Annotated in this window: 14 protein-coding genes and 2 pseudogenes; 3 read left to right on the forward strand and 13 right to left on the reverse strand. The window is 37.4% G+C overall.

The window, feature by feature from the left end:
- Nucleotides 1-375: 375 nt before the first annotated feature.
- The 5 genes from ACQKNS_RS03015 to ACQKNS_RS03035 all read right to left on the reverse strand — a co-directional run bounded on the left by ACQKNS_RS03015 (nucleotide 376) and on the right by ACQKNS_RS03035 (nucleotide 7,519).
- Nucleotides 376-1,200, reverse strand: a complete 825-nt coding sequence (locus ACQKNS_RS03015; RefSeq protein ID WP_427641124.1) for an ABC transporter permease — start codon at nucleotides 1,198-1,200, stop codon at nucleotides 376-378.
- 20 nt (nucleotides 1,201-1,220) lie between these two features.
- Nucleotides 1,221-2,036 (reverse strand): ABC transporter ATP-binding protein, encoded by an 816-nt coding sequence (locus ACQKNS_RS03020; RefSeq protein WP_427641125.1) that lies wholly within the window; start codon nucleotides 2,034-2,036, stop codon nucleotides 1,221-1,223.
- A 27-nt stretch (nucleotides 2,037-2,063) separates the two neighbouring features.
- Nucleotides 2,064-3,125: an ABC transporter substrate-binding protein gene (locus ACQKNS_RS03025; protein ID WP_427641126.1), complete on the reverse strand. Its 1,062-nt coding sequence runs from the start codon at nucleotides 3,123-3,125 to the stop codon at nucleotides 2,064-2,066.
- A gap of 674 nt (nucleotides 3,126-3,799) precedes the next feature.
- The gene (locus ACQKNS_RS03030) at nucleotides 3,800-5,251 is read right to left on the reverse strand and encodes a GntP family permease (RefSeq protein ID WP_427641127.1); all 1,452 of its coding nucleotides are present in this window, start codon (nucleotides 5,249-5,251) and stop codon (nucleotides 3,800-3,802) included.
- 279 nt (nucleotides 5,252-5,530) lie between these two features.
- The gene (locus ACQKNS_RS03035; RefSeq protein WP_427641128.1) at nucleotides 5,531-7,519 is read right to left on the reverse strand and encodes a YjhG/YagF family D-xylonate dehydratase; all 1,989 of its coding nucleotides are present in this window, start codon (nucleotides 7,517-7,519) and stop codon (nucleotides 5,531-5,533) included.
- A 653-nt stretch (nucleotides 7,520-8,172) separates the two neighbouring features.
- On the opposite strand from ACQKNS_RS03035, the gene ACQKNS_RS03040 reads away from it, so the two are divergent.
- Both ACQKNS_RS03040 and ACQKNS_RS03045 read left to right on the forward strand, forming a co-directional pair.
- Nucleotides 8,173-8,940 carry an IclR family transcriptional regulator gene (locus ACQKNS_RS03040; protein ID WP_427641129.1) on the forward strand — a complete coding sequence of 256 codons (768 nt, stop codon included), beginning with the start codon at nucleotides 8,173-8,175 and terminating at the stop codon, nucleotides 8,938-8,940.
- Between the two features lie 72 nt (nucleotides 8,941-9,012).
- Entirely contained in the window at nucleotides 9,013-9,906 is an 894-nt protein-coding gene (locus tag ACQKNS_RS03045; protein ID WP_427641130.1) for a fumarylacetoacetate hydrolase family protein, read from the forward strand.
- A 444-nt stretch (nucleotides 9,907-10,350) separates the two neighbouring features.
- Here the strand turns inward: ACQKNS_RS03045 and ACQKNS_RS03050 are convergent.
- From ACQKNS_RS03050 to ACQKNS_RS03060, 3 genes and pseudogenes are all read right to left on the reverse strand, one after another.
- Nucleotides 10,351-10,497 (reverse strand): annotated as a pseudogene (locus ACQKNS_RS03050) (helix-turn-helix domain-containing protein); the annotation flags it as partial.
- 10 nt (nucleotides 10,498-10,507) lie between these two features.
- Nucleotides 10,508-10,985: pseudogene (locus ACQKNS_RS03055) on the reverse strand (DUF2975 domain-containing protein).
- 35 nt (nucleotides 10,986-11,020) lie between these two features.
- Nucleotides 11,021-11,506: a DUF2975 domain-containing protein gene (locus ACQKNS_RS03060; protein ID WP_427641131.1), complete on the reverse strand. Its 486-nt coding sequence runs from the start codon at nucleotides 11,504-11,506 to the stop codon at nucleotides 11,021-11,023.
- A 383-nt stretch (nucleotides 11,507-11,889) separates the two neighbouring features.
- On the opposite strand from ACQKNS_RS03060, the gene ACQKNS_RS03065 reads away from it, so the two are divergent.
- On the forward strand, nucleotides 11,890-12,372 hold the full coding sequence (locus ACQKNS_RS03065) for a DUF456 domain-containing protein (protein ID WP_427641132.1): 483 nt from the start codon (nucleotides 11,890-11,892) through the stop codon (nucleotides 12,370-12,372).
- Nucleotides 12,373-12,488: 116 nt separating this feature from the next.
- Here ACQKNS_RS03065 and ACQKNS_RS03070 read toward each other — a convergent pair whose 3' ends face one another.
- The 5 genes from ACQKNS_RS03070 to ACQKNS_RS03090 all read right to left on the reverse strand — a co-directional run bounded on the left by ACQKNS_RS03070 (nucleotide 12,489) and on the right by ACQKNS_RS03090 (nucleotide 17,406).
- A complete protein-coding gene (locus ACQKNS_RS03070; RefSeq protein ID WP_427641133.1) occupies nucleotides 12,489-12,770 on the reverse strand; it encodes a hypothetical protein in 282 nt (93 codons plus the stop codon).
- Nucleotides 12,771-12,827: 57 nt separating this feature from the next.
- Nucleotides 12,828-13,613 (reverse strand): SDR family oxidoreductase, encoded by a 786-nt coding sequence (locus tag ACQKNS_RS03075; RefSeq protein WP_427641134.1) that lies wholly within the window; start codon nucleotides 13,611-13,613, stop codon nucleotides 12,828-12,830.
- Between the two features lie 671 nt (nucleotides 13,614-14,284).
- Nucleotides 14,285-15,748: an alpha-ketoglutaric semialdehyde dehydrogenase GucD gene (gene gucD / locus ACQKNS_RS03080; protein ID WP_427641135.1), complete on the reverse strand. Its 1,464-nt coding sequence runs from the start codon at nucleotides 15,746-15,748 to the stop codon at nucleotides 14,285-14,287.
- Nucleotides 15,749-15,896: 148 nt separating this feature from the next.
- Nucleotides 15,897-16,211: an NIPSNAP family protein gene (locus ACQKNS_RS03085; RefSeq protein ID WP_427641136.1), complete on the reverse strand. Its 315-nt coding sequence runs from the start codon at nucleotides 16,209-16,211 to the stop codon at nucleotides 15,897-15,899.
- Nucleotides 16,180-17,406: an iron-containing alcohol dehydrogenase gene (locus ACQKNS_RS03090; RefSeq protein ID WP_427641137.1), complete on the reverse strand. Its 1,227-nt coding sequence runs from the start codon at nucleotides 17,404-17,406 to the stop codon at nucleotides 16,180-16,182. The genes ACQKNS_RS03085 and ACQKNS_RS03090 overlap by 32 nt, the downstream gene beginning before the upstream one ends.
- Nucleotides 17,407-17,507: the final 101 nt, after the last annotated feature.

Here is a 17,507-nt window from a genome sequence, read left to right on the forward strand (position 1 = left end):
GCTTCGTATAAGAAGCACCTTTTGTTCAGACTATAGACAAACTCGATATTAAGATTACCTACTTTTTTTGAGGGTGTGTAAAATATGAACGTTGATTTCCACTCCAGGCACTCGCTTTCCGCGGGCGGTCCGGGAGCCTCCTCGGCGCTCTTGGCGCCTGTGGGGTCTCCCTTGGACGCGCTTTTCCCGTGGAGTCTCTTACCTTCCGATCCAATCAACTTTGTTTAAAAATTCAGAAGGAACCCCTTTTGTATACAAACTCGTTTACAATTACCTTTTCCAAATTTAAGCTTACCTGGAATATTCTCGAGGTTTTTAAACTGTAACAGTTTTGTGCAGCAATACTGCAATAAAAACTTTAAAGTGTAAATTTAATTAACTATTATCTGGTTTCCAAGATGAAAAGCGTCTTTCAATAATGCCTAATAATGAAGTAAGAATGATTCCCGTAATCGTAATGACCAACACTCCAACAAACATACGATCTGTTTGTAGATTTTGGCCATTGCTTGTCAATTGATATCCGATACCAGCTGTCGAAGCGAATAATTCACCTACAACTACAGCAATTAGTCCTTGACCTATTCCTAAGCGAATACCGTTCAAAAGGAATGGTACCGTCGAAGGCAAAGCAATCGTTTTAAAAATTTGAAATTCACTTGCACTAAATGTTCTGGCTGCTTTTATTAAGTTTTGATCTAATGTTAACATAGCTTTTTGAGCGCTCATCACTATTGGAAAGAAGGCCATCAAAAATACTATAACGATTTTTGATGCTGGTCCTATTCCGAATGCAATTATGATCACTGGTAAAAGGGCGACTTTAGGCGTTACATATAATCCTGAAATGAAGGGGTTAACGACTGCATTAAAGTTTGAATTCCAGCCCGATAACACACCAATTGGAATTCCAATAAGTATGGCTAAAACAAAGCCTGCAATAAATTCGTAGCCACTTACTTTCATATTTTCCCAAAAAGAAATTTCTTGAATCATTATAACTGCCGCTTGTGCAATTTCAATTGGTGAGCTAATGAACAATGGATTTATCCATTCATTTTGAGAAGCAACTTCCCAAAGCAACAGGAATATGAAAACAGAAGCAACACTGATGAAAAATGACTTCTTTTCTTTTTTTATTTTCTTCGCCTTTTTTATCTTGTGCTTTGATTGTGTTAGTTGGATAGTCCCCTTCGTCATATTATTCTCCTTTCCCTTTATTATTTTTCTTTATTATCGAAACCTTGTTTTGAAGACTCCTGTTCAATGATGGACCATATATGATCGACAAACTCTAAAAATTCCGGGCTACGCTTCACATGGAGATTTCTCGGTCTAGGGATGTCAACATCCACAACCTCCACGACACGTCCTGGTCTTGCCCCAAAAACAAAAACTCGATCAGCTAAAAATACCGCTTCATCAATTTGGTGTGTAATAAAAAGACTTGTCTTTTTTGTCTCATCCCATATTCTAAGTAACTCACCTTGCATGAACTCCCTGGTTTGTGCGTCTAATGCGGAAAATGGTTCATCCAGTAATATTAATGACGGGTTAACCGTTAATGCCCGAGCCAAGTTTACCCTTTGCTGCATTCCTCCTGACAATTCGTGGGGATAATGATTTTCATAACCTTTTAAACCGACCATTTCAATAAATTCTTTGGCCTCTTTCTTTTTCTCTGGTGTTACTTGCTTTTGCAGTTCAACTCCATAGATAACATTTTCCAAAACTGTTCTCCAAGGTAATAGACTAGGGTTTTGAAAAACCATTGCCCTGTCCTTGCCGGGACCATCAATTTTTTTCTGATCTAATAGAATTTCTCCCTTACTTGGCTTCAGTAATCCAACGACAGTATTTAAAAAAGTGGTTTTACCACAGCCGCTCGGCCCTACAATACATATAAATTCACCATCTTTGATATTTAAGTTTATATTCTGCAGGGCAATCACTTCTGCACCGGTTTTATTGTTCACATAAGTAACATCCAAAAAATGAGTGGACAATTTAAACTTTTCCAGTTGTGCATTTTCCATCTTGACTATCATCTCCCTTCTATCTAATTATTTTTTAAAAGCTTCTTCTATATAACTATTTGTCCAAATAACATCTTCAGTTGTATCCTGTTTAGTAGAAACGCCTGACAACTTGCCAAACTCAACTAATGGATCCTGGGCATTATCCCAAGCTTCTTGATTCATTTCTCCATAACCTTTAAAAGTGTTTTTCAATCCGATAATTGATTCCTCTAGAATATCAACATCAATTCCATCAAAATAAGATTCGATTGATTCAGCTGCCTCTCTTGGATTATTACGTGTGAATTCCATACCTTTCCCTATTGCCCGAACTACTTTCAAAGATGTTTCGCGATTTTCTTCTAAATATTCTTTTTTAGCAAAAACAGCTTCCCAGACCATATTCCCATACATCGGCTCTTCACTTGTATTGATTACAATTTCACCAACATCTTTACTTTCCGCTTGTAAACCCATTGGAGGTGAAGCTATTCCCCCGTCAACAACCCCCTCCTGCATACCGCCAATCTTCGGTCCATCTCCAGCTAATTTGACTGCTTTAAGGGTATTGGGATCAACACCATGCATTTGCATTAAATATCGGGTGTATACGTCTCCAGAATCGCCAACAAGATTTGTACCGATAGTTGCGCCGTTCAATGAAGCAACTCTATCTTCAAATGATGAGTCTTTAGAAACATTCTTTTTCTTTTGATATTGTTTAGAGAGAGTAATTTGATAGGTTAGTGCTGAATTTAAAGATTGAATCGCCAATAAATCTTCACCTTTGTCAAGAGGAGTGAACATGCTTCGAGGACCTGAGACCGCAAACTGTGCTTCCCCCGATAATACAGAAGCGATGACTTGTGCTCCTCCTCCACCAGATACAATCTCAGCTTCAATTCCTTCTTTTTCAAAAAAACCTTGCTCAATCGCTACATACAAAGGGGCAACTGACAATAACCGTGCAGGTTCCGTAAAAGTAAGCTTAACCGCTTTCCCTCCTGAATTCCCCTTATTTTCCGTAGTTGTTTCCTCACTTGAACTGCATCCGGATACTATAAACACCAAGCAAAGCAGAACGAACGCCAATTTTTTCTTAAACATATTACTTACCCTCCTAAATCAATTTTTAGTTCAATTGAAAATTGTCCATACAAAGATATTACTATTCCTCCTTATTTTTGTTTTATATATAAAACATTATTTCATATACATATCAATTCTAAATCAGCCTTCCCGGTATGGTCAATTATAATTTTGGAAAATTTAGATAATTCGGCGGATTACAGCACAAAAAAACACTCTTGTAAACTCTAAGTGTCTTTTAACCCTTAAAATACAATTTCCTGCTTCATCACTGGGTACCTGCACTGTTCAAATGCCGCTATTCCCGATGGTAACATCGGTCCTGATTCTGTTTTACTTCACATCGATGACCATCTAGATGATGTTCCTGATGGCTTATACTTAGATGGCATTCGATCAGCTAGTCAATGGGAAGAATTTCTTAACCTGACAAGAACGGAAAAAACATTTCTTATAATTGCAATAAAAAAAGCCCTCTCACTGAGGACCTCGAAAAAACCTACTATAATGTAAATCTTCCGGAAATTGCTTGATCGAGCAAATCTTTTTATAAAAACTTATTTAGCTGCTCTTCAATCATCACAAGCAATTCTTCCCCCCGCCTTACATAATTAGTAGGTTTTCAACTTCCATTTCTATTTAAATAGACTTTATCACTGGTCTCTATCCGTCCCCTTGTTTTCCAAAGGTTTTTATGCCTTTATATTCCCCAAAGCGTTTCTTTTATCCTTGAATCGGTCAAACATACTGAAATATATGGCTACTATACTAATGAGAACTATTAATGCTCCCGAAATAATAAAAGATGCATCTAATAATAAAATAAACCCTAATCCTGCTATAGAAGTAATAGTGGAAAGTATTGTCCATGTTGAAAACGTTTCCTTCATGCTTAACCCAAAATATTCTTTAATCATCCAAAATCCTGCATCATTAACATGCGAGCAAATTGAGCTGCCTGCTCCAGTTGCAAGGGTTACCAAAGCCAAATTAGCATCGTATTGAGCCAGCATTGGAATAACTAATCCTGCAGTGGACATAGCTGCAACTGTGGCTGATCCTAAAGATATTCGTAATATCGCAGCAACCAACCAAGCAAGTATGATAGGTGACATTGAAGTTCCTGTAAATAATTCCGCTACATAATCCCCTACACCACCATCAATCAGTACCTGCTTGAAAGCACCCCCAGCACCAATAATTAATAGCATCATACCAATTGCTGCAATTGCTGATGTACAAGAATCCATCACTTCTTTTATTGGAGTATTTCTTGCTATTCCCATTGTATAGAATGCAAGAAATAAAGAGATCAACATTGCAGACGAAGGGTTTCCTATAAGACGGACAATTTCTAATAATGTATTCCCTTCAAACCCTGCTGATTTTTGAATTATATCAATAATTGTAGATATAGCCATTAATAAAACGGGGAACATTGCAGTCAGTACACTTATACCGAAAGCTGGTGTTTCTTCAAGCTGGAATGTTTTTTGTTCGCCTAAAGAAGCTATATTACCTGTTTTGTTAAATGCATCAGGTACAACTTTTTTAGCAGCCTTAGTATATAGAGGGCCTGCTATAATGACAGTCGGTATTGCGACAATAATACCGTATAGTAAAACCATGCCAATATCTGCACCATATTCACCAGCTATTACTGTTGGCCCTGGATGTGGGGGTAAGAAACTATGAGTTGCTAATAAGGCTGCAGCCATGGGAATACCTAGGTGCAAAATAGAAACTCTTAATTCTTTCGCAATTGAAAATACAATCGGAATTAATAAAACTAAGCCTACTTCGAAAAATAGTGCTATACCCACAATAAACGAAGCAACTACAACAGCCCACTGAATTCTTTTTTCTCCAAACTTGTTAATTAAGGTCATTGCAATACGCTGGGCTCCCCCTGCATCAGCAATTAACCTACCAAGCATTGCACCAAGTCCAAATATTAAAGCGATATGACCAAGTGTACCCCCTAATCCGCCTTCAATTGATGCAACAACATTTTCCAGCGGCATCCCAAGTGCTAAAGAGACTATAAAAGATACAATAATTAATGAAACAAATGTATTCAATTTGAATCCAGTAATCAAAATTAGCAACAGGATAATCCCAATCGCTACTATAAGTAATGGCATAATAAACCTCCAAAAAAATAATTAAAATATTTCTTTTTGCTCAACTTATAAAAATACTGACCTTATATTTTAATTAGTAAGTAACTCTAGGATGCTTATGCTATTTTGTTTACTAGTCATAAAGTGCAATTATTTGAAAAAACGCAAAATAGAAATCGCTTTCATTTGAAGCCATTACTAAATTTTCATCGTACACTACTATTTAATTAAAATGGGAGAATAAACTATGAATGAAAAAAGTAACGTCTTAAATGTGCTTTAAAGTGATGCCATTATAGGTTATTTTTGAACTAATGTTTTTTCTTCACCTAATGCTTTTACGCCCGCATTTAGAACTTCAATAATTCGATCTGTATCATAGATGTTTCCGCGCCAAGTTCCTCCACTTACTGATTGAAGCGCAGCCCATAAACGAGTATCATCCGGAAGACCGGGATCCGGTTTGAGGTCTGGATGAATGTCACGTTCTTTCAAGACATTCGTTGCTTTCTCTAAAGAAAGTCTTTCATTCTCAGTTCCAACAAAATTAACGGAACCCACTAACTGATTGCGGTCAACAATGATTTCAATCACATCTCCATCACGCAATTTCCCAATTGCTCCCCCGGCCAATGCCTCAGGTCCAATATGTCCAATACATGCGCCTGTCGAAACACCCGAAAAACGCGCATCTGTAATTAAGGAGACATGTTTGCCAAAAGACAAATGTTTTAATGCCGATGTTAGTTGATATGTTTCCTCCATCCCGGTTCCTGAAGGACCACCGCCCATGACTACCATTATATCTCCTGCTTCAATGCCCCCTGTTTTAATAGCTTTTATAGCTGTCTTTTCTGAAGTAAAGACTTTTGCTTTTCCTGTATGCCGATACACTCCGTCTTCTCCTACCACAGATGGATCAATAGAAGTTGATTTAATTACTGAACCCTCAGGAGCAATATTTCCTTTTGGGAATGTAACTGTAGAAGTTAGACCTTTTTCTTTTGCTTTGACTGGATCCATGATAATATCTTCAGGATTAATTCCATCATTTTCTAACAATTGCTTTTTCATCATTGCACGTCTTTCTGATTTTTCCCACCAATCGAGGTTTGCACCGAGGGTTTCTCCGGTAACGGTTAGTACATCTTCATGCAAGACACCTAATTTTCTTAGATGTAGCATAACCTCTGGAACCCCCCCAGCCAGGAATACCTTAACGGTTGTGTGACCAACAGGACCATTTGGCAGTACATCGACCAAGCGAGGAACCCTCTTATTGATTCTAGTCCAATCTTCAACTGTCGGGATCTTACAATTAGCTGCATGAGCAATTGCTGGGATATGAAGTAATAAATTTGTTGAACCTCCGAAAGCGGCGTGAATCACCATAGCATTTTCTATCGCTTTATCCGTAATAATATCTTTGGTATATAACTTTTTCTTCTCCAATTCTAAAGCTGCACGTGCTGATTGCTTAGCCATCTCCATCCAGATTGGCTGACCTGAAGGTGCTAGTGCCGAGTGAGGTAAAGCCATTCCAATGGCTTCAGCAACTACTTGTGAGGTGCCAGCTGTACCAAGAAATTGACAGCCTCCACCCGGTGTAGCACAAGCACGACACCCGAGATCGGCTGCTTCTTGTAAAGTAATTTCGTTGTTGGCGTATCTTGCCCCAATTGTTTGAATCTTTCCTGCGTCTTCTCCATTTGTAGGCGGAAGAGTAACACCTCCAGGGACAATGATAGTTGGCAAGTCGTGCATGGACGCCAGGGCTACCATCATTGCTGGAAGACCTTTATCACATGTAGCTACCCCAATAATTGCACGACGCGTAGGCAATGAACGAATTAATCTTCGATAGACTATGGCTGCATCGTTTCGAAAAGGAAGGGAATCAAACATACCGGCAGTTCCTTGAGAACGACCATCACATGGATCACTTACAAACCCTGCAAAAGGAACTCCTCCTTGTCTACTAATCTCTTCAGCTGACGCCTTCATTAATAAACCTATTTCCCAATGGCCAGTATGATAGCCTAATGCAATTGGAGTGCCATCATGATTCCTGATTCCACCTTGAGTACCGAGGATTAGAACTTGTTTTCCAAGGAGGTTTGAAGGTGCCCATCCCATTCCAACATTTTGGGATAATCCAAAAAGGTCACCACTTGGTGAATCTAGTAACATTTCTGATGTAAGCGGGAGTGAACCATCTGCCCCTTTTGAATGAGTTTGAACTTTGTATAAAGATGCATCCTCTTCGCCAAATATCGATTGCAATGACATATGTAGTCCTCCGTTAATAAGTTTTTATATTTCAAAAAAAGAAATATTTTTATGTTGCTCACATAATTATCTGCTAATTTCCAACCTGAATTTATAGCCATTACTATCATGCTAGCCTACTGCTATTTCAATCTTATATCTGAAATATTGAATATTCTTAGGACTGTTTGTCTTTTTATATTCTCTATAAAAGCCTCCCCTTAGTTTGATATTATAAAACCTTGTTTATCTATGTTAAACTTTGGTTGCCATTTAAAATAATCATATTTTTTCTGAAAAGTCAATCAACTTTTCAAAGCCAATTATAGAGTAAGATTTCAGTTATTTACAGGAAACCTCTACAATTTACTCAAATTTACGTAAGAAATCTAATTGTTTTAATAACAGAAGGTATAATCCTAAAAAAATTCTAATTTCCATACAAGATATTAACTCTTATAAATCTTACGTAGATACGTGCATCGCTTAATAAATACGCTTTATAGAATGAGAATGATAAATGAATTCTTTATAATTTTTCTTTGGATAAAAGATATCCATATCTTTTATTATGTTTCTTGACATTTTAAAAAAACTAGTATTATATTTGAATTGCAAGAATGTTTGTAATAGTAAAAATAGGTTTTATAATTTAAAACAAGTAGGTGAAATTCATGCCTGTTATTCAATCAGTAGATCGTGCTCTTCGTATTCTTGATTTGTTTGACGAACATACAGCAGAATTGAAAATAACAGATATAAGTAATCAGTTAGGACTCCACAAAAGCACTGTTCATTCTTTATTGAAAACGCTTTTAATTCATGGTTATATCCGTCAAAATCCTGAAAATGGGAAGTATGGATTGGGAATGAAGCTCTTTGAAAGAGGAAACTATGTCATTCAGTCTTTAGACGTTAGAGATTTATCAAAAAGATATTTAATGGACTTATCGGTAAAAACCGGACAGACTGCCCACTTGGTTATACTAGACGGCAAAGAGGGAGTTTATATTGATAAAGTTGAAGGTCCTATGGCTGTTATTCTTTATTCAAAAATAGGGAAACGAATTCCACTTCACTGCTCCGCTGTCGGTAAAGCTTTAATAGCTTTTAAAGATCAGGATGAAATTAAACAAATTCTAAATGGATATGACTATATTAAACAAACTGAATTCACCATTACAGGTGAATCTGAATTTTTGCGTGAGCTTCAACAAGTTCAATCTCAAGGTTACGCAGTTGATAATCAGGAAAACGAGCCAGGTGTTCGCTGTATTGCAGCACCTATTCGAAATCATGAGAATAAAGTTATTGCAGCAATTAGCCTTTCTACACTTATAGGTCATATAGATGAGGCTCAGCTGGAAATTTTTATTGAACAACTGAAACAGGCAGCTTTCCAATTATCAGAACAAATGGGAAATGGGATACCAATTTCATAGAGGTGTTCCCCTCTCTTTTGGCTATAAACAAAAACTCAGTTTTATAATACAAAACAATAGGAGGCGATTTTTATGCGTATTATCCGATATTTAAATGAGCATTCAAAAACAACTCTAGGAGCTGTTACAACTGAGGGAAAAGTATACCCTCTCCCTCAAGCAGGATTGATTGAATTAATCCAACAGGCAAACGAACAAAATGTTTCCCCACTCTCTTTTGTAAAATTCACCATCTCCAAGTCAAAACCAATTTCATACTCTGTAGAAGATTTATCGTTGCTTGTTCCTATCGAAGCTGAAGAAGTATGGGCTTCCGGTGTTACATATGAACGCAGCCGCGATGCACGTAACTATGAGGCAACAGGCGGAAAGCTTGATGCAACCACTTTCTATGACAAGATATATGAGGCTGAACGGCCAGAAATTTTCTTTAAGTCTACGGCTGCTCGTACGGTTGGTCCAGGACAGGAAGTTTATATACGCAGTGATTCTAATTGGCAAATTCCTGAGCCAGAATTGGGCATTATCATTAATCGAGATGGTGAAATCCTTGGATATACGATTGGAAATGATATGAGCTGCCGTGACATTGAAGGAGAGAACCCTCTATATCTACCACAAGCAAAAATGTGGAAAAATTCATGTTCCATTGGACCGGCAATTCTACTTGCAGAGTGCGTGGAAGATCCCTACAATTTTGACATCACATGCCGAATCTACCGCAATGACGAGCTTAAAGTAGAGGGAAAAGCGAATACTAAGCAATTAAAAAGAAAATTTAATGAATTAATATCCTTCCTCATACGCGACAATGAAATTTTTGACGGTACTGTATTATTGACTGGTACATGTATTATTCCACCAAATGACTTTACCTTATTAGATGGCGATCAGATTGAAATCGAAGTCTCTAACATTGGTGTCTTGAAAAATAGTGTAAAGTTACCAAATAAAATATTAGTTTGAGTAAATCAGATCATACACTAATCATGCAGAAAACTACTTATTCCAACCGCGCATCGAGGCACTAGTAAAGAAATACACGAAGGCCTTTAACTCCAATAAATTCATGTCCCCATACAAACTGAGGCATACATATGGGACGAATTTAATGTTGATGACTCAACTCGGTCAGACGTCGACCACAACGGCTGCCCTCTATACAAACCCTGAGCAAGAGAAGGCTAAATAGGCTGCGAAACTGCCGGGAGAGAGAAGAACCAATTATCATGAAAAGGATTAAAAAAGGAGAAGATTTTCTTAACGGGTTCCCTTTTGAGGTGCAAACATTGCAAATCACATCATGTTTTTTGTCACTAATATCAATGAAATTCTCAATGGAATTCTCTGAGTAAATAACATCAATAAACGCAAAGTAGGGATGGCTTAATGGCTATCCCTTAAATCTCTATCGACTGTTGAAAAACGAACCGCTTTTGCTTTCCCATTTTTCAGAATGGAAAGATTCGCCATACTAATTCCAACCCTCCCAGAAAGCTCCGTTACGCTCATTTTTCGTTTTGCTAACATCACATCAATATTAATAATAATTGCCATATCCTCCACCTCAGACCGTTAAATCATTTTCTGATTTTATGTTAAGCGCTTCTTGTAGAAGCCGTTGAAGTATAGCAGCAAAAACGGCGATAACCAACGAAGCAAAAATGATGATGAGTCCCATTAATTCAATAGGAGGGTCAACTTTCTTCGCTATAAAATGAAAGAGTGGCAAACCTAATACATACAAACCACTGATTGTAATCGCGCAGCACTTTATGTTCTTTAAGGCCTTTACAGATAATTCCGAGAACGTTGTGCTCTCGTCAATGTACCGTAAAAGATTGAAAGCCTGATAGAGAGCAAAGTAAAAAGGCACAGCCGCTCCATACATCACGATGAAAACGAGATATTTCATTGGGACAATATTTTGATACAATTTTGCTGCGAAATTCGCCATATGGGGCACTAAAAATATGCACAATGCAAGAACTGGGATTCCTAAAAATAACAGCTAGCTTTAAAAAGAGTGTCGTAATTTGTTTCATAAAAAGTACCTCATTAATTAAATTTTCTCAAACCGTTATTCATTTTTTGAATTAATATCTGGGACATTTTTTAATGGCTTTTGAAGTGCATCCACAATGGCTGCGATGATACTTGTTGCTAAAATACCCATTAGACTTAGTGATATAGGACCTGCTGGGTCATCTCCTGTGATTTTAGAAATCACCTTTAAGCTTAATATCATTAACACAATGAAGAAAATGGCTGTAAAAGCACATTTTTTTATAACCTTCAAAGATTTAAGAGATAACTCGGAGAAAGCGTTGTTCCTTTCGATATAGGTTAATAATTTATATACTTGATACAGCGTAAAAGAAAATGTAATACAGATTCCATACGCACATACTAAAAGGGGATATAGCGAGTAATCCCCGCCTGGATGTGCTTTTACATCTCTAATGGTTAACACAGGCATCCAATAAATACACAAAGTAAGCACTGCAATTCCAGCCAGAAAAATAATTACCTTTAAGAAAGTGGTTGAACCTTGTTTAACATTCATTTAGCACCTCACTGATTTAATAATAAAATGACTTTAACACATATTTTATCGTTTTACAATAAATTCATATCGTTTTTAATTATATTATTATTGTTATACCCTTTTAATTTTGATAAAAGTAAAAGCATTTCTCATTACAAAGAAATGCTCTTATTTTAAAATGTTAAAATTTGCACCCCTACCTTTAGTGCTAGTATTTATATTCGTTTTGAGCATTTAATGAATTTATAATTTTTATCATAACAGTGCTTTTGTATATAAAAAGTGAAGTCTTAAGTCTGCTTCTTTTTATATACAAAAAAAGAATAAATTTGTTATTGTCACTAAATAGAAATATAATTTAGTAGATAAATGATACGTAAGTATGAAAAGGTGGAGTTTTATTGGATATTTTATGGTGGGGATTAACTATTCTCTTGTTCGCTTTAAGTTTTGTAGGAATTGTCTATCCTATCATCCCTTCGGTTGTGGCCATATGGGGTGGATTTGCAGTCTATCAATTTCTCATTAATTCGGATGCGTTATCATTATGGTTCTGGTTCAGTATGGTGGTGTTAAGCGGTGTATTAATCGCGGCAGATATTATTGCGAACAGTTACTTTGTTAAGAAATATGGAGGTTCGAAAACATCCGAGACAATAGCAGCTATTGCTACGATTGTTGGTTCATTTCTCTTCCCTCCTTTTGGAATTATTCTTGTTCCATTTTTAGCGGTCCTTGTTACGGAATTAATCATACATAAAGATATGATGAAGGCTACTAAAGTTGGATTTGCTACCATTATTGGCTTTTTAGGTGGCAGCTTAGCCAAAATATTGATTCAATTGTTGATGATGATTTGGTTCATTTTAGCTGTAATCTTTTAATTAAAAACAATTTAGAGTAAGGAAAAAGCTGACCTGTATCGGTCAGCTTTTTTTATTTAATTTAAATTTAACCTATAGGCTCTGGAACAAGTTTTTCTTTGTATTTAATTTCTTCTCTAAGGATTTCCTCTTTCGTTAATGTTTTTGGTAACTTTTGAAGGTTCGTGTATTTGAAAGTATGAATTCGCCGAGGGGGATTTTATCCGGATCCAGGGACGTTCATTCTCCCATTCTACTTTTACTGGGACACGAAAGGTCTCGTCCAATAATGATTCGGTTAATACGTCCCTTTTTTCTCCTTTATCCATAACGTTCCCCGCATTGATTAACATAGCATGGGTTATAGATGGTACAATTTCTTCAATTCCAAGTTTCATAATGCGAATTTCTAATGGCATTTGTTTGCTCTTCTTATTCTGAAAATTGTTAAGGCCTTCATTCATATATGGGTTAATCTATATTGATGTAACCATCCCACCATCGACAAGTAAAGAGCTACCCGTAATATATGTGCTTGCCTCTGATACAAGAAAAGTTACGACTTTTGCAAATTCTTCAGGTGTGCCATACCGTTCCAGAGGAATAGTCTTTTTCGACTGTTCTGCTGCTGCTTCTCGGGATATCCCCTGTTTATCAGCATTCATCTGATCAATATGGTTCGTTCTTTCTGTTGCAATTCTGCCTGGTGCAACCGTATTAATTAAAATATTATAAGGTGCCAGTTCTACAGAAAGTGTTTTAGACAAACCAACGATTCCTAAGCGGAATGTGTTAGAGAGAATGAGCCCTGGAATCGGCTGCTTAATGGAGGTGGATGCAATATTAATAATTCTTCCGCCTCCCTTCTTCATGTCTGGGAGCACTTCACGAATAATCCGAATATAGCTAAAGAGGTTCAATTCGAATGATTTCTGCCAATCTTCATCAGAAATCTGTTCAAAATTTCCTCCTGGAGGCCCACCTGCATTATTAATTAAAATATCAATATGGCCATATTCTTTGCGAGTCTTCTGTACTAATGAACTTATATCTTCCACCTTCGTAATATCGGAACGATGGTAAGCGACCTGCCCTTTACCCAATTGCTGTAGTTCTTTCTGTACCTTTTGTAACTTTTCCTCGTCACGACCGGAAATCATAACATTTACACCTTCTTGGACCAAATGTTGGGCTACAGCTTTTCCAAGTCCTTGACTTGAGGCGATAACAAGCGCGTTTTTTCCCTGCAGGTTCAAATCCATATTCCACTCTCCTTTTACTATTTTTCTTAATTTAGTTTTAGGGCAGAAACTACACAAGAGCATTTCTTTTTGTATTAAAGGCTTTGCTATAACATAATCTTTTTAATCTCAATCAACAGGTTGAGAGGACCATTCAACTTCGTCATTGCACTTATAACTTGATGATGCCGTTCTTGCCTCTTACTTAAATGTAATCTTGTCTATAAGATTATGATCTCGTTTTCCTTTCAGTTAATAAAACAAAAATCATTAAAGTAAATAACTTCAGAAAGAATTTTGCAGCCGTGGATACTATTGAAAGCTTCCCTCGCTTTTTCTTCTGTGGTAAATTCAAACATCGAAATATTTCCTTCTGAATAGAGCGTGATGATCCACATAAAACAAACCTCCAATTAAAAAGTGGCTTTTTCTCTTCCCACAGACGATTAACCTACATAATCCCCAATTCCATTAATGGTAAAAAAACCTGCAACATTGTCTCTAAAAATAGAGATTCAGTATACAGGCTAGAATAGCGAGAAATAGTTCATTTTTTTATTATAATTACTTCTATCAAAATCTCCGACATTCCATATTCTTCGCTGCTTTCCGTGCAGCTTCCTTGCAACTATATTCAAAGAGGCGTACTTGTTTTTATAAAAACTGTTTTTCCAGCTTCCCCTACAAATGTTTTATTTAATGAATACTGTCTTGATGGATGTGAAAAATTCTTTCGCCGCTTCGCCCTGTTCACGCGAGTGGGAGCTTGAATTTTTCATACCGCCAAATGGAGCCTGCAGTTCAACACCTGCACTTTCTGAATTAATACGAATCAATCCGGCTTCCATGTCATTAATGAATGACAGCAGGTGCTGAATGTTCGTCGTGAAAATGGAAGCACTGAGGCCATACTCTACATTGTTCCCCAGTTGAAGGGCTTCTTCTACCGACTCAGCTTTCAGCAGTGCAATCACGGGACCGAAAATTTCCTCCTGCACAATGGCCATATCCGGTGTGCAGTTGTCAAAAATAGTTGGTTCTACGTAATAGCCATTCGCCTGAATACCTTTTTTCGCGCGTTTTCCACCAGTTAGAAGAGTGGCTCCTTCTTCCAAACCTTTTTCAATATAGAAAAGAACTGTATTGAGTTGGTTTTCACTCGCGCAAGGTCCCATCCATGTGTCACTGTCCAAACCATCACCAATAGTGATTTCTTTTGTTTTTTTAACAAGAATCTGCTTGAATTCTTCATAGATTTCAGAAGATACGATAACACGACTTGTCGCAGTACACTTTTGACCCGTTGAACGGAAAGCACCAGCAATAACCGCATCTACAGCTAGTTCCAAATCCGCATCCGCTGCAACGATTACGGGATTTTTACCACCCATTTCAAGCTGGTATTTCGCACCGCGTGCCAGTGCAGCCTGACCAATTTGTTTACCGACCCCATTGGATCCTGTAAATGTAATACCGTTGATATCCTCATGGTCTGCAATTCCCTGACCAACTATGCTTCCCGGTCCCGTTAGCATATTAACGACCCCCGCCGGGAATCCAGCTTCTTCAAAGCACTCAATTATTTTTGCACAGGTGACAGCCGTTTCACTAGCCGGTTTTACAACAATTGTATTTCCGTAGACAAGAGCAGGTGCCATCTTCCAGATCGGAATAGCAATCGGGAAATTCCACGGTGAAATAATACCTACAACACCGAGTGGTACACGCGTAGTAAACATAAGGGCTGAACTATCCGTTGAGGGAATGACGTCACCCACTTTACGCATACCTTCCCCTGCGTAATACTTTAAAATAGCAATACCTCTCGCTGTTTCCCCTTTGGTTTCTGCGAGTGTTTTGCCCATTTCACGAGTGGCACATTTTGCTATTTCATCGATTCGCTTTTCAAGAACATGGGCTGCTTTATATAAATATTCGCCACGCTCCGAACCAGAAAGTTTACGCCACGCCTCTTTTGCCTGTTTTGCTGCCTGCACTGCTTCATTTAAATCTTCTTCATTTGATTTTTGTACGTAGCCAATAACATCATTTTTATCTGCAGGATTCAAACTCTTATTTATTTCGTTGGATACCGAAGGAGCCCATACGCCATTTATAAAATTATAGTATGTTTTTATTTCAACAGTTGTTGTCATATTTCATCCCGCCTTTTTAGGTATAATGATCCCAACTCCCCATAGAAAACACGCGTAGTAACCTTTATAACTTCATTATCTCTAGCTGGAATCAAATTCTCCAACTTTACACATGCATATCCGGAGAATTAACAAGAAAGTTTATTAGTTACTTAATTGGAGAAAAATCAGCTGCATACATTAATTTAGATTCTTGTTTTTCTAACATTGGGAAAGCTATCGGGACAAATTTTTCTAACCAATCAGCATCACGATAAAGTGCTTTTCTATTTTCCGCTCTTTGATCAAGGCTTTCATATTTCCAAATATGAATAATTTGATTTAATTCCCCGATATCCGTATACCACCAACCAACTAATGTTGTATATTTCGAGATAATTGGCAATCCAACCTTCTCAAAATGCTCTAAGTATTCATGTACTTTTCCTACTTTAATTGTGTACGTTCTCATTTCGTGAAACATCATATTCTCTCCCTTTTTCTATAAAGTTTATCTTTTGAAAGCTACCGTGGTACGCACTTTCGATAATTTGTTTTATATCATCTGCTGTTGTAATTCGTGGATTTGATATAGTATTTGGACTTCTCATCGAATCATCAACCATTCGTTGCAGCAACTCTAAATCCACCCCGAGCTCTTTGATTGTATTCGGAATCCCAATCGCCTTATTAATCTTAATTACTTCTGTAATAGCCTGTTCAGCAGCCTTTTCCAGTGTTAATTCAGATGTATCTGCTCCAAGCGCAATTGCAATGTCCTTCATTTCATTAGGACAAGCAAGTACATTGAATTCCATTACATACGGAAGTAATGTTGCATTTGCAATCCCATGTGGGATATTAAAAATCCCCCCAAAGGTATGAGAAATGGCATGCACATTACCTAAACGGGATTGAGAGAAGGCCATTCCTGCCAACATCGATGCCACAAGCATTTTCCCCCTGCTGTTGACATCGGTTCCAACGTAATAAGTATTCAATAAACTTTCTCCAATTAGCTTAATTGCCTCAATCGCCAATGATTTACTCACAAAGTTCGAATTTTTTGACGTGTACGATTCGATTGCATGTGTAAGAGCATCCATACCTGTTGCAGCCGTAATTGATGAAGGCAGCGTTATTGTAAGCAACGGATCTAATATAGCTACTTTTGGAAATAAATACTTACTCATAATCACCGTTTTAAATAATGTATCTTTGTTAGTGAAAACAGTCGATGCCGTCACTTCTGCTCCAGTTCCTGATGTCGTAGGTATTGCTAGAATCGGAAGGGGCTGATTTTTGATTTTATCGATTCCTTCATAATCCAGGATACTTCCCGGATTTGTGGCCATTGCTGCAATTCCCTTTGCCGTATCAATACTACTTCCTCCACCTACTCCTAAAACAGAATCACATTGATGCATCTCCAAGAATTCAATTCCTTGTGCCAAAATTTGTGTACTGGGATTTGCTTCTACTTTATCAAAAACCTCATAACTAATTTTGTAATGCTTAAGCGACTCCTCAACTTTCTTCAAAATCCCTGCCTGCTTTACTCCATAATCGCTGACTACCAGAACTTTTTGTTTCACATAAGGCTTTAATATCTCTCCTATTCGTGAGCATATTCCAGAGCCGAATTCAACTCTCGTTGGAATTGAAAACGAAAAATCCATTGTTCACAACCGCCCTTCTAAAATACATATTAAACTATCTTGCTGTTTGGCAAGGTGGTCCTACCAATATTATTTATCTGGGTAAGGTGGTCCTACCAGGA

The sequence above is a fragment of the Peribacillus sp. NPDC094092 genome (genome assembly GCF_050279365.1).
In the GTDB taxonomy this organism is placed as follows: Bacteria; Bacillota; Bacilli; order Bacillales; family DSM-1321; genus Peribacillus.